General features: G+C 44.3%; 15 protein-coding genes. 9 read left to right on the top strand and 6 right to left on the bottom strand.

Features of this window, described 5'->3' with window-relative positions:
* Positions 1-490: 490 nt before the first annotated feature.
* Both V7K15_RS27025 and V7K15_RS27020 read right to left on the bottom strand, forming a co-directional pair.
* A complete protein-coding gene (locus V7K15_RS27025) occupies positions 491-1624 on the bottom strand; it encodes a substrate-binding domain-containing protein (protein ID WP_334910606.1) in 1134 nt (377 codons plus the stop codon).
* Positions 1625-2632: 1008 nt separating this feature from the next.
* Positions 2633-3541 (bottom strand): AraC family transcriptional regulator, encoded by a 909-nt coding sequence (locus tag V7K15_RS27020; protein ID WP_334910604.1) that lies wholly within the window; start codon positions 3539-3541, stop codon positions 2633-2635.
* A gap of 193 nt (positions 3542-3734) precedes the next feature.
* On the opposite strand from V7K15_RS27020, the gene V7K15_RS27015 reads away from it, so the two are divergent.
* The 3 genes from V7K15_RS27015 (at position 3735) to V7K15_RS27005 (ending at position 5748) form a co-directional block, all read left to right on the top strand.
* On the top strand, positions 3735-4631 hold the full coding sequence (locus V7K15_RS27015) for an SDR family oxidoreductase (RefSeq protein ID WP_334910602.1): 897 nt from the start codon (positions 3735-3737) through the stop codon (positions 4629-4631).
* Positions 4632-4812: 181 nt separating this feature from the next.
* On the top strand, positions 4813-5289 hold the full coding sequence (locus V7K15_RS27010) for an SDR family NAD(P)-dependent oxidoreductase (protein ID WP_334910600.1): 477 nt from the start codon (positions 4813-4815) through the stop codon (positions 5287-5289).
* A 186-nt stretch (positions 5290-5475) separates the two neighbouring features.
* Entirely contained in the window at positions 5476-5748 is a 273-nt protein-coding gene (locus V7K15_RS27005; RefSeq protein ID WP_334910598.1) for a hypothetical protein, read from the top strand.
* 83 nt (positions 5749-5831) lie between these two features.
* Here V7K15_RS27005 and V7K15_RS27000 read toward each other — a convergent pair whose 3' ends face one another.
* Complete coding sequence (locus V7K15_RS27000) at positions 5832-5972, bottom strand: hypothetical protein (protein ID WP_334910596.1); 141 nt, start codon at positions 5970-5972, stop codon at positions 5832-5834.
* A gap of 258 nt (positions 5973-6230) precedes the next feature.
* On the opposite strand from V7K15_RS27000, the gene V7K15_RS26995 reads away from it, so the two are divergent.
* The 4 genes from V7K15_RS26995 to V7K15_RS26980 all read left to right on the top strand — a co-directional run bounded on the left by V7K15_RS26995 (position 6231) and on the right by V7K15_RS26980 (position 8047).
* On the top strand, positions 6231-6578 hold the full coding sequence (locus V7K15_RS26995; protein WP_334910577.1) for a CHAT domain-containing protein: 348 nt from the start codon (positions 6231-6233) through the stop codon (positions 6576-6578).
* Positions 6579-6868: 290 nt separating this feature from the next.
* Complete coding sequence (locus tag V7K15_RS26990; protein WP_334910575.1) at positions 6869-7078, top strand: hypothetical protein; 210 nt, start codon at positions 6869-6871, stop codon at positions 7076-7078.
* A gap of 388 nt (positions 7079-7466) precedes the next feature.
* Complete coding sequence (locus V7K15_RS26985; protein ID WP_334910573.1) at positions 7467-7742, top strand: hypothetical protein; 276 nt, start codon at positions 7467-7469, stop codon at positions 7740-7742.
* On the top strand, positions 7697-8047 hold the full coding sequence (locus V7K15_RS26980) for a transposase (RefSeq protein WP_334910650.1): 351 nt from the start codon (positions 7697-7699) through the stop codon (positions 8045-8047). Before V7K15_RS26985 ends, V7K15_RS26980 begins: the two co-directional genes overlap by 46 nt.
* 450 nt (positions 8048-8497) lie before the next feature.
* Here V7K15_RS26980 and V7K15_RS26975 read toward each other — a convergent pair whose 3' ends face one another.
* The 3 genes from V7K15_RS26975 to V7K15_RS26965 form a co-directional block, all read right to left on the bottom strand.
* Complete coding sequence (locus V7K15_RS26975; RefSeq protein WP_334910571.1) at positions 8498-9079, bottom strand: DOMON-like domain-containing protein; 582 nt, start codon at positions 9077-9079, stop codon at positions 8498-8500.
* Positions 9076-10215: a phosphotransferase enzyme family protein gene (locus V7K15_RS26970; RefSeq protein WP_334910568.1), complete on the bottom strand. Its 1140-nt coding sequence runs from the start codon at positions 10213-10215 to the stop codon at positions 9076-9078. The genes V7K15_RS26975 and V7K15_RS26970 overlap by 4 nt, the downstream gene beginning before the upstream one ends.
* Before the next feature lie 251 nt (positions 10216-10466).
* Entirely contained in the window at positions 10467-11513 is a 1047-nt protein-coding gene (locus tag V7K15_RS26965) for a Vgb family protein (RefSeq protein ID WP_334910566.1), read from the bottom strand.
* Between the two features lie 308 nt (positions 11514-11821).
* Here V7K15_RS26965 and V7K15_RS26960 point away from each other — a divergent pair, with 308 nt between their 5' ends.
* On the top strand, positions 11822-12820 hold the full coding sequence (locus tag V7K15_RS26960) for an aldo/keto reductase (RefSeq protein WP_334910564.1): 999 nt from the start codon (positions 11822-11824) through the stop codon (positions 12818-12820).
* 12 nt (positions 12821-12832) lie between these two features.
* Positions 12833-13417: a TetR family transcriptional regulator gene (locus V7K15_RS26955; protein WP_334910562.1), complete on the top strand. Its 585-nt coding sequence runs from the start codon at positions 12833-12835 to the stop codon at positions 13415-13417.
* The last annotated feature ends 75 nt before the right edge of the window (positions 13418-13492 follow it).

Genomic DNA, 13492 nt, shown 5'->3' with positions numbered 1-13492 from the left:
AACATCACTCAAGGAATATTGCAAGTATTACCATCCGCTCACTCAAATGATTTCTCTGGCGGTAGTAATACCAATTGGAAAAAAGAAACCTACAGATTCCAAGCTGGAAACCCAAATTAAATCCGAATTACGAATTACGTTCGCGTACTCTTACAGGGAAGCAAGCTACGCGTAGCGTCTCCTTGGCGCAGCCTCTGGCAGAGAAGAGTTGCGGTAGCGATAGCGCAGTGTTAGCGAGTAATCGTACTCCTGCAAAGAAGGAAGCTAGCAATAGCGTCTGTCTTTGCTACGCAACGCTACCGCGAACGACACGCTGCGCGAACGTAGAGAGCATCGGAACGAGCGTTCGTAGGAGCGTCATTACGAATTCAGCATTATCAGTTGTTGTAATTAGAAAGAAGGTTGCTCACACCTCAAGAGTGGTTGCAGCAGCAATTTAAATTTACGCCAAGTTTTCCCTAAACCACACAACCAACCATTGCAATCCACTCTAAACAGTCGCTACAACTTCCCCAATTTTGCTGATATCGTAACCGCCAAGAATTTCAAATTGGGAGTGAACCAGCCGATGTCCCAAAGTACTGAGCAACTGCTGTACAGGTGCAACTTCGAGATATTCCTTGAGAATCACCAAATCATATCGTGACTGATGTAAAGGGATAAATCCCAGCCCAAAAGCGGTAGCTACAGATGCCGTGCTCACGCCAGCATCGACAACTCCTCCGAGTATAGCTTGGGCAACATCTTGGTGATTTTTGAGTATATTATCAAAGCCCTGAACAGCATGGAACGGTATCTGCTCCTTTTGGAGTGTTTGTTCCAAAAGCATCCGACTACCAGAACCTATTTCGCGGTTGACAATAGTCGCTCCAAGGGAAACTAAGTCGGTAACTGTTCTAATTCCCATCGGGTTCCCTGACTTCAACAAAAGTCCCTCCTCCCAGACACCAAGGGTAATCAGAACTGCTTCCTTGCCAGCCAGAACATCTCGAACAAAGGGAGTATTATACTCACCAGTCTCAGGATCATACAGATGCATCCCAGCGATGTGCGCCTCACCTCTGCATAGACTGTGCAATGCAGCCATGCTATTGGCGAAGTTATATTGGACTCGCAGTTGGGGATGCCAGCGTTCGGTGGCTCTTGCCCATAGTGAAATCACAGGGGCACAACCAGCAATCACAACAGTGTTGTGAAGTGTGTCGAGATTATCGTCTAAAAGACGGACTCGAACTTTATTTGTACCTGTTTGGCTAGTACTTTCACCATCAGCCGGAATCATATCTTGGCGAAAAGCATCCTTACCAATCAAGGGATAAGCTATCCATTGTCCTCCCACACGAGCCATGCTAACTCGTAGTTGCTGACCGTTAGAAACAGGTTTGGCAAGGACGGCTTCAATTTCAGGTAAATCCCGCTCTAACCAGAATAGATCCTCAACTTGACAGCCAAGCGCTTTGGCCAAGCGAAGTGTTATGGCAACTGAGGGAGCATATTGTCCCGACTCTACACCACTAATGGTCTGACGTGTCACACTAGCGATGTTAGCCAAATCTTGTTGGCTCATGCCTAAGCGAGTTCTAATCGACTTCAAGTTATTACGGAGGTCACTATCCTGCTTCATTGGCTTTGTCTCTTAGTTTCAAAAAGCCGTAGCGGATTTAACTTACATCTGCCAAGGCGAAAGTGTGGTCTTTGAGTTTATATCATTTCTCTTTGACGACATGACTGTGCTTTCGCTGTCTTGATTCCCCATATAAAAAGACTATCACATCAATTGCAAATTTGCTTGCGAAGCGCAAATTATTTTTGCGGGTGGTTACTTTTTACCTGCTATTTTGGCTCAAAAGCCCCAAATTCAAATAAACAGAGCATTTGTTTAGTACGAACCATTTACCAATTTTATTGGTATAAAGTAGTATTTCATACAGTTTTAGAAATTTATTTGGGCTTTGATGCTTGATAGGCGACTAATACAAGCCGTAGAAAACATACTAACTAATGAGAGTTCTTTGGGGTAAATCTTACCCATCACGAATTAGCCATATAAATAGATTGAAAAATTAAATTTATCAAATAATTTCAGTAATTAATCAATAACTGAAACAACGTTTGCTGACATTTTTTTAGTTCAATTTTAGGTGTCATTGGTATCCCCTCCCTATGAGTTGTCATCGGGTGCAGTGGCGCGGAACTTTTGCCCCTCGTGCAGGGTAACGGTTTCGCAGTCTCCAATTTGCTTGAGGGGAGAATTGCCTTTGACCTGAGTCTGAAAACCTTGCAGGGCAAAGCTTTTGTTTTAAAAACCTTTCAGTAATCAAACCGGATTGCTATATGTAGAATAGAAATATTATTGAGATCAAGGCGAATGAGTCAGACATAGCAATTGCCAAAGTTGTTCGGGAACTTCTTCAAAATGTTCCAGTAAAAAGTCCATGAATGCCAAATGTCGTAAATCATTAGCCTAAGGCTGAGGGGGCGACGAAACAGGCTCAAAACCTTTGTGTGTAGGGGTGGTAACATTTTGTGATAGAAAAAGATAGGTCTAGTTTTGTCAATAAGACCTACCTATTGATAATATTACCAATATTCTACCAAAACCACTTAAAAAGTCAATTGGGCGTTGCAACGCCTAAATTTGATGAATGGGATGACCGGTTTTTTTAATTTTAATTGCATCCCGCAAAGGAGAGTTGCCGAACATCCGTGAATATTCTCGACTGAATTGTGATGCGCTATTGTACCCTACCTTAAAGGCCGAACTCTCGGCGGTTTCACCTTCATCGGTCATCAGGTGCCGTGCCTGTAGCAAACGGAGACGCTTCTGATACTGAATTGGGCTCATTGATGTCACTTCTTTAAAGTGCTTAAAAAAAGCAGAACGGCTCATTTTCGCAGCCTTTGCCAAAGCTGCGACATCAACATCATCAGTGAGTTCGGATTTTAGGCGGTAAATTGCCTGAGATATTTTGTGCGTTTTGCTTCCAGAGCGAACAAACTGCCAGAGCGCCGGTCCATCTGCTCCTTTCAATAGATGATAAAGTATTTCTTTGACCACCAAAGGCCCGAGCACGGGCGCGTCTTCGGGAACTTGAAAAAGTTTTCCCAGCCGAATCGCGGCTTCCAGCATTTTATCACTGGCTTTTCCGACGAATACCGCACGCAGAGGATTCTCAATCTCCTTCGGAAAGTCCTTTTCGACCTGAGCCGCGACTTCGCTCAAAGTCAGCGGATCAAAATCTATTAGCAAGGCTAGAAACGGTTTTTCTGGCGTCGCCGAAAAGATGCGACTGGTGACGGGCAAATCAACCGGAGTGGCGGTGTAATGACCTCCATCGCATCGATAGACTTCGCGGTCCAGGATAATTTCCTTGCAGCCCTGAGCGACGATAGCAAAGCATGCATGCCAGTGTCGCTTCGTGTAACGATCTGTTTGAGAGAATTTTCTGCAATAAGTGCCTGAAAGGGGCGATTCATGTAAGCCATCCTCGCGGCAGAAGAGATGGATTATTTTTCCTAGGTCTGATTGCAAGTCCGTCATAAAGTCTCCAAAGTATGGAGCTATCCCATGTAGAGCCATTATAGTTTCTCGTGGACTATTAGGCAAGAAATTTGGACTTCTGTGAATTTACCCAATGAAAAAAGAGGCGTATTATTGAATCTCAGAAGACATTCTGGTTGGTGAAACCATAAGGCAGTATGTCCATCCAGAATAAAACCAAAGGAGTTCAAATATGCGTGTCTTTGTTACCGGAGCTACAGGCTTCATCGGCTCTGCCATCGTTCAGGAACTCATCACTGCGGGTCATCAGGTGCTCGGCCTCGCTCGCTCAGATGCCGCCGCCAAATCTCTTATCGCCGCTGGCGCCCAGGTGCATCCAGGTGATCTCGAGGATCAAGACAGCTTGCGGAGTGGAGCCGCCGCCTCGGATGGCGTGATTCATACTGCTTTCAACCATGACTTCTCGAAATTCGAGGCTAACTGCGAGACAGATAGGCACGCCATTGAGGCTCTCGGCGCCGCGCTTGCTGGCTCTGACCGCCCTTTGATCGTCACCTCCGGGACTGCGCTACTTATGCCAGGTCGCCTCGCTACCGAAGAAGATGTGCACGCTTCCAGTTCCATTCCCCGCGTAGCTTCGGAAGAGGCAGCAGTTTCGGTAGCGTCACGTGGCGTGCGCGCGTCAGTGGTACGTCTTTCACCATCAGTCCACGGTGACGGCGATCGCGGCGGCTTCGTTCCACATCTGATCGGCATTGCACGTGAAAAAGGCGTTTCGGCGTATATAGGCGACGGACTCAATCGCTGGCCTGCGGTGCACCGACTCGATGCGGCCCATCTTTTTAGGCTTGCACTTGAGAAGGCTCCTGCTGCGGGGGCCAGGTTTCATGGGGTTGCTGAAGAGGGCGTTGCGTTGCGAGATATTGCTGAAGTCATCGGAAGATGCCTAAACGTGCCAGTGGTCACCAAATCACCCGAGGAGGCAGCTAATCATTTTGGCTGGTTTGCACACTTCGCAGCAATCGACAATCCGACCTCGAGTACGCAAACTCAGCAACAGTTAGGATGGCGGCCCGTGCAGCCCGACCTCATCACTGACCTCGAACGAGGGAGCTATTTCAAAAACTGAAATGAGGAAATTTAAGAGTCGAAGCCTAAATCGGTCAATGATTTTTCAATTAAATCAATTGCAATAAGTATTCTTATCGACATCAATGTTGGCGTGGGCATTCTTAATGGGATATCTACGCTAATAAGCCGGGAAAATAATTTTAGGAGGTAGAGGACATGAATGTAACAACTATAGAACTATGGATATAAAAAATAGGGTGTTCCTGATAACAGGAGGGACGTCCGGTGTCGGGAAAGCTACAGCATTGGGTTTAGCCAGAATTGGCGCAAAAGTAGTAATAATAAGCAGAACTACTGAAAGCGGTCAGGCTGCATTAAGTGACATTGCAGAAGCTACAGGAAATGACAGGGCTGAGTTTTTGGTAGCTGACTTTTCACTGCAATCATCAATCAGAAAAGTCAGTGAAGAGTTCAAGCGGAAGTATGACAACTTGCATGTCCTGGCCAATCTGGCAGGAGCGCTTTTTTTTGAAAAGCAGCTCACCCAGGAAGGTATAGATATGACGTTTGCGGTAAATTATCTCAACCATTTTTTACTGACAAACCAGTTGCTGGATATTCTGAAAGAGAGTCGTCCATCAAGGGTTATTACAGTAACTGGAGCTCCAAGATTCTCAAGAATCCAAAAATCGATTTTAAGGATATTGCTCCAATAGATGAGTATGGTCGTGCGTTGTATGCTGTTTCACGCTCAATTTTAAGAGCATTAATTGATTCGATATCTGAAGAAGATTTGACAGACTTAAACACCCCACTTGTTGATGTCAGAATGCGACAACTAGCCAAAATCGTATTGTGTCGGGGTTAAATCCCCGTTACAAAACGTAATTGCGAATTGCGAATTGCGAATTGTTTTAACCGGCACTTGGATTTGGAAAGGAACTACTTTCAGCATTCATAAAGGAGGCTGCACTTCTGGATATACAGGTCAATTAACTTTTAATGGTCAGAATGCAGATCAAGGTGTTGAAATTACTTTCACTCTAATGTGGGATAATGAAGCACTACTCAGGGGAGATAGATTTCTTGTTGCAGCGCTTTATGGGGGCATCCCAGCTGCAATCGCAGTATACACCTATGATGATCATTCTCGGAGCGATCGCCTCTGGCCATAGGTTGGGTTGACGTAAGCAAACCCAACATTCACAATTCTCAAACAAAGTGCGATGCCGAATAGCCCGTCGTAGACATCGCTCTCTCACTTTTCGGCAACAGCTAGCGATCGCATCTTTCGTTTGAGAATTGCGATCGCCCTGATTCTAGATACCTGTAAAATTAAGCTGCAAGCGATCGCAGGGCATTGTAGTTGGGCGTGGTCATAGTCGTAGTCTTCGCTCACTGCCCTAAAAAATCCCCCATTGGGGGAGTGATACTAAATTACACTCCTTATAGAAATCTGGCTTGAATTTTACCAGGTATACTGAAGCTCTAACCTTTGTCACGCAAGGCTTAGACTGTTCCAGTTTTTCAGAAATCAAATCGGAATCCCATCGCATAAAATTAATTATTTACAAGGGCAGCAAATATGGCTAAAAATAGCTTGCAGATTACTCATGAGGGAAATTAAATTCAACTTTATTGGCAACGGGGACAAGCTTTGAATGCTTGCAAATCTACTCAGGAGGGAGAAGAAAAGTTTTCTTCAGTGGCGACGCGCTTAGTGTCCTTGGGGGCTAAGGGTGTGGTAGCAATGGCTTATAGTGTATATGCCCAAGCTGCTAAACATTTCATGGGGCGATTGTACAGGGAATTAGCAGCAGGTAAAAGTCTCTCAACGGCAGTAAGTGCAGGGCGAAAGGAAGTTTTAAATCAGCCACAGCGTCCCAGTCCCAAAGGAGAAAAACCGCTACAAGATTGGCTAGTGCCAGTGCTATATCAACAAGAAAACTATACACCGTTTACACCCGCAAATACAGTTGATGATATTGAAAGTTACCTTGAATAAACTGTTAGTAATTTAGTGAGTTTTCCCCAGGAGGGACGCTACGGTTTTACAGGGAGAGATTACGATATTTTACTTTTATAACGGGCATTTAGCCAAAATAATATTGTGTTGTTACAAGGTATGTGAGGTGTGGGTAAAACTGAGTTAGCTGGAGGTTTTGCTCGATGGCTAGATGATACTCAGGGACACTCTCTGATATTCTTTATCTCCTTTGAACATGGCGCAACCTTGAGTAATATTGTCAATCAAGTGGGTAGGAAGGTTTAAAGAAAAACATAACCTATAAAAACATGACTACCCAGTTAACCTCTGCCGAAATCCAAGAAATTCAGCAAATTCTCAAAGACTACACCCCAGCACAAGCAGCATTCGCTACCCTAGAAAAATATAATGGCAGACTTGACACCAGTTTTGATGAACTGTGGCAAGAGAAAACGGGTATAGAAGTCTATGGCAATAAATCTCTCTGGGAATCTACGCTGAAGATTCTGCGAGAATAACTCTGCGGTGATGATGGCTTCCGCGCCCAATTCCAAGAATATACCAAAAAACCAGCCAGCGCCCCTTTACTCACAGGGTTAATAGTTTCTGTGACTACTCTATCAGGTTTACCCCTCGATCCTGCGATCGCCACTGTTATCGTTTTATATTTGATCAAAGTGGGTTTGAAGATTTTTTGCGAATCCACCGCCCCATAAATTGTACCTCTCATCTGACCTTGATGATTTTGCCGCCTTTTACCAACTATAAATATTGACTCCAGCTTACTTAAACAACTGATTTTGTATTGTAAACTGGAATCGAATATACAATCCAAAATCCAAAGTTATCAGTCAATTTTATGCTGATTAAGTTAACTTAAATAGCCTGCTCATTTTAGCGATCGCTTTGTTAAAATCACATCTAAATCGTTACTGGCTAAACGCAAATCCGAAAAACCCAGAAACATTTAAACAAGAGTCTAATCAAATTTGTCAGCTATACCAACAGGCACAAGAATTAAATAGCCAGGACATAAATATTATAAGTACTGATGAGATGACAGGTATTCAGGCTCTTGAAAGAGCATATCCAACAGATACAATGAAACCGGGTAAAATCGAACTTCAAGAATTTGAATATATTCGACATGGAACACTTTCTCAGGAGCATCATGGGATGTAGCGAATGGAGGGATATATCATTCTACTGTTGCTCCAACACGCAATGAAAATGATTTTAACTGCCATATCGCTTCAATTATAGCTACCAAACCATCTGATGGATGGATTTTTGTCACCGACCAACTCAATACTCATAAGTCTGAGTCATTAGTCCGACTTGTAGCAACAAGTTGTGGTTTAAATGTCGATTTGGGCATTAAAGGTAAATCTGGCATTTTACATTCAATGGAGTCTCGTGCAGCTTTTTTGACTGATATAAGCCACAGTATTCGCTTTGTTTATACTCCAAAACATAGCTCATGGTGAGCCACTGCGTTGGGCGGGTTCCCCGACTTGTTCGCGCAGCGTCTCCCCTTGGGAGAAGCAACTGGCGAACCCGAAGGGCTTAATCAAATTGAGTGTTGGTTTAGTATACTGGTACGTCGTTTACTTCGACGTGGTAATTTTACTTCAACATTGGATCTTAAATGTCAAATTTGGAGTTTCATTGATTACTTTAATCGGACATTTGCAAAGCCATTTGTTTGGAAGTTTTTAGGCTACCCCAATACTGCTTCAACTGGTTAGTTATTTCTGCCGCGATGCACTAGTACACAGTATATTCCTGAATTCTCAGGAAGTAACGCTCTGTTTTTTATACTTATATGAGGTAAGTGTAAGATATATTCATTTGCGTTCATATTCACATTCTATAGCTACTAAATTAAGTATCTACAGCTAATATTCCCAACTTCGCAAGCTATATAAAAATCTATCTCACAACTCAATAATAAAACTATCTTGCAGATGAAAGTCAGCCTCCGCGCCTCGATGAGTTAATGCCCAGTAAGTCACCTCACCATCTCTATCTTTAATAACTATAGTAATGCCAACTTCAATGGCTTGGTCTGCCGAGACGATTTTATCTAAATCGACATCTAACACAAGCGCTAAACCCTCGGCTTGATTCTGAACATTAAACGGTAGCTTTTCAAAAGCTGTTTCCTCTTGCATTCCTTCACGATACCCATCAAAGCGATAAACATTCCAGTGTCCGGCGGGGGAGAGGTTGAATTCCCAATACCGTAGAGAATCTTTGATCCCAATGAAGAACTCAAAGCAAGTGTCTTTCCACAATTCATGCTTACGTGATGGTGTGTTTGATGGTGAAGCGATACCTCCGGTAGGCTTCTCTACGAGACGCTGCGCGAATGCCAACGCAATTTCTTTTAAGTTGCCTTCAAGCATATAGCGAATGACAACTTTATTACCATTTCGAGCAATATTACCTGCAATTCTCAAATTAGGCAGGGATTTTGTCGAAGGAAAAGGTTGCAGGGAAAATGTCTGGTCGTTCATTTCATATCTTTAATAATATTACGAATCTGCGTTTCTTGGGATTCAATACTTTCAGTAAGCTTAAACTGGACGATCGCTCTTGCCAAGTTATGTTCTGGGTGCTTAACTTTAAAGTAGACATTCTCTGCTAAATAATCAGCAAAAAATCTCAGTCCTAATTCAAAGCTGATGAGACGGATAGCATCGTATATATATGCATAGTCATTCTCGGTAAGAAACGCCTTTGCCACAGAGAGATAACCTTTTAGAATTCCCTGACACAAATCAGTATCGAAATAAATACTTTCCCAATTTTCGGTTTCTTCTCCAGCCGGATTGCAACCCGATCGCAGGCAATCACCAATATCGTAATGTACCAGACCTGGTTTAACAGTGTCGAGGTCGATGACGCTGACCGCTTGCTGGGTAGCAGTGTCAAACATGACATTGTTGATTTTTGGATCACCGTGCATTAGACGCAGAGGTAGCTTGCCTTCAGATTTGGCATTTTCGAGGATATGTGCAAAGGTTTGGCGATCGCTAACAAACTGTAAACAATAATTAACTTCAGCAGATTGACACGCCCTAGTTTTCGCCAAAACTTCCTCGTAATGTTGGAGATAAAGCGGTGTAATATGGAATCCTTCAAGGGTGTCGGCGAGTTTTTCTGGTGGCAAATCGCTGATCAGATTGTGGAACATCCCCAAGGCATAACCGATCTCTTTCGCCTGGGTGCGATCGCGCATCGTATCGAAACACTGGGAACCTTCAATAAAGCTAATCGCCCGCCAAAAGGAGCCGTCTGCATCCCTCCAGTGGTCTTGAGCATCCTTGGTTAATAGTACGCGTGGTACTTCCCAGCGACGATTCAGGGGTGTATGCTGTAACCGTTTATGAATATGCTCAGTGAAGGTACGCATATTCTGCATAATCAGTTGTGGCTGACGAAATACCTGCGTGTTGATGCGTTGCAGGACAAAATTTTGTTCTTCTAAGCAATCTAGAGTTACTAAGAATGTGTCATTGATATTACCACTTCCAAATGCTTTAACGCCTATAACCTTCCCCGATTGGGCGAATTGGTTAGCGATGGCTGCGCCCGCCGAAGGCATCGCAACTAGATTTTCTGCGCCCTGTGTATTGAATTCTTCTGTCATATTTGTGTTTGACCTGCACTGCTCCTCACGTATATAGCAATCCTAAATGAGTTATGAAAATTATCGAACCGCCTTCTCTAACGAGAGGCTCTGCCAACGCGGAGCCTCTCGTTAGAGAAAAGCCCCAAGAGAAGAAGCAAAAAAAAGTTCACAAATGATTTAGGACTGCTATATTCCACAAAAACAATAGAGGATATTGTAGCGCAAGTGTCAAGATAATTCCTAATTCACCATAAAGTCAATTCTAATTATCAATTATATCGTTTTTGAAAACGACCGATTACTTTACCTACACTTAAGGTAGCTACAAATGCTAATAGAGCTAACCCACTTCTAGATTCGGGAACTGCAATTGCATCTTTAGTGAAATACAAAAATCTTGGTTTTCCCAAACCCCCACTACCGGCGGGAACGAATGTATCGATAAATGCTCCTGTTTTACCGTTATAGCGCAAGACATTATTAGTCAATATGCTACTCACATACAGGTTCCCATCAGGACCAAAAGTTTGTTTTGTAGGTCCAGAAAGACCACCGCTATTACTAGTAACAAAAAAATCAATAAATTCTCCTGTCTTGCCGTTATAGCGTGCGATATCGTTAGTCTTAAAGTCAGCAACGTAGAGATTGCCATCTGGTCCAAAAGTTAAGCTTCCTGGTACAGATCCTGGTTTGCTTTGGGCAAACTTATCAATGAAAGCTCCTGTCTTACTGTCATAACGCTTGATGCTGCCAGTGATAGCACTGTTGAGATATATATTGTTATCTGGTCCAAAGATCAAACTAAATGGTGCAGCAGGATCTATTTTGTCAGATGAGATGAAAGTGTCAAGAAAAGCTCCAGTCTTGCCGTCATAACGCCGAACGGTATTAGTGGTACGGTTTGCTGTCCCAGCAACATAGAGGTTGCCATCAGGTCCAAAAGCCAAATCTTGAGGAAGTTCTAATCCACCACTATCTTTAGGAACAAAACTATCAATGAAATCCCCACTTTTTCCCTTGTACCGTTCTATACTACTACCCGCAAGATTGCTGAGATAATAATTATCATCTGAACCAACAGCAAAACCCACTGTTACGTTTAATCCGCCACTTCCCGAAGGTATGAATGTATCAATAAATTTGCCGGTTTCTTCATCGTATCGCAAAACTGAGTTGTTATTTCTGCTACCCACTAGAAGAGCTGCATTAGCTTGTGGAGCTACCCACCATAACAATGCAAAGCTTAGTAATGACATACTTAATTTGGAAATATTGAAGAGTTTCATATTGGTACTATCAGAGAAATTATTGTTCATATTACCATCTTCTAAATATAGGACTAGCCCTTTCAAGGTGTTGCGTGATGGGCTGATTTGCTACCGGGTTATCTAGTTAAGATTATTGATGGTAATGCATTCTCCGAAGGGGTTGTTGAACGCGAACAGCGTGTCGAGGACAAGACATTGCAGCAAGCGAACATTCTTTAGAAGTTGCCTCAAAACACCCAAAGTCAACACCCTAGACACAAGCGATTCCCAACAGCGTTGCCAGTATTGAATGACAAATATTGATTTTTGTCATTTGTTCGATTATCATAGTTTTATACCACAGGGGAGAAGTTGCTATGTTATCGCGTCAACTGGGAAAAAACGGTTCAACAATATCGGCAGTTGGGCTTGGCTGTATGGGCATGTCTGATGTTTATGGCCCAGCCGATCGCAAAGAAAGTATTGCAACGATTCATGCAGCGCTTGATGCAGGCATTAATTTACTTGATACAGGCGACTTTTACGGCATGGGGCACAATGAACTGCTGCTACACGAAGCCCTCGCAGGACGGCGGCGGGAAGATGTTTTCATTGCTGTCAAATTCGGGGCGTTGCGATCGCCTGACGGCAACTTTATTGGCTTCGATGGTCGTCCTGAAGCCGTGAAGACTTCACTTGCCTATACATTAAAACGACTGGGAACCGATTACATTGACCTCTACCAACCAGCCCGGCTCGATCCGACAGTCTCCATTGAAGACACCGTTGGGGCGATTAGCGAAATGGTGAAAGCTGGATATGTTCGCCAGATTGGTTTATCTGAAGTGGGTGCAGATACAATTCGACGTGCTCATGCGATTCATCCGATCACCTGCCTTCAAATCGAATATTCGCTCCTGAGTCGTGGCATTGAAGATGACATCCTGCCGACTGTGCGGGAATTGGGCATTGCTGTCACCGCTTATGGAGTCCTTTCACGGGGGTTGTTGAGCGGTCACTGGTCGAAAGAACGCTCTGAGCAAGCGCAAGACTTTCGAGGAAATCTGCCCCGCTTCTCAGGAGAAAATCTGGATCGCAATTTGTTGTTGGTCGAAGCCCTTCGCCTAATTGCCCAAGAACGGAATGCAACGGTTGCTCAAGTGGCAATTGCTTGGGTGCTGTCGCGGGGGAACGACATTGTGCCGTTGATTGGAGCGCGGCGGCGCGATCGCTTGAATGAAGCGCTGGGTGCGCTGGATCTGCACTTAAACAAGGATGATCTCACCCGGATTGAGGCAGCAGTGCCACTGAATGCCGTGGCTGGCGATCGCTATCATCCAGAGCAAATGGCGATGTTGGATAGTGAAAAAAGGTAAAATACCCGTAGCATGAATGATTCAGCTTTAACACCAGAGCGGATTCTGGACGCGGCGGAAGAGGTTTTGCGTCGTTACGGTCTGGCAAAGGCAACCGTCGTGGATGTGGCTCGCTTTTTAGAGGTGAGCCACGGCACGATTTATCGGCATTTTCCCAGCAAGGTTGCCCTGCGCGATGCCGTAGCAGAACGGTGGCTGCATCGGGTTTCCACACCCCTAGCGGCGATCGCCCAAGAGCAGGGTTCCGCCGTTGAACGCTTGCATCGATGGTTTGAGCAACTGATCACTCTCAAACGTCAAAAAGTCCTGGATGATCCAGAGTTGTTTGCAACCTATTGTGCGATCGCTCAAGAGGCGCGAGGGGTAGTTCAAGCTCACATTGCTGAACTTGTAAGACAAATTGCTGCGATCGTTGAGAGCGGTATTTCCAGTAACGAGTTTCGGGTAACAGATCCGCAGGTAGCGGCGAAGGCAGTCTTTCAAGCGACCGTTCGGTTTCACCATCCAGCCCACGCATCCGAATGGAGTCATCCAGACATCGACACGGACTTTGCCCAAGTATGGCGCTTGATACTTGCTGGTCTTGTGGTGGGTTAAGCTGTATTAGACATCTCCAGAAATTAAATATGCGTTACCCAGAACCCTTGTCTTGACGTAGCAGTGCTACGTCAA

It is taken from the genome of Nostoc sp., assembly GCF_036919815.1.
In the GTDB taxonomy this organism is placed as follows: Bacteria; Cyanobacteriota; Cyanobacteriia; order Cyanobacteriales; family Nostocaceae; genus Nostoc.
The sequence above is the reverse complement of the archived record's forward strand: the minus strand, read 5'-3'. Positions and strand labels throughout refer to the sequence as shown.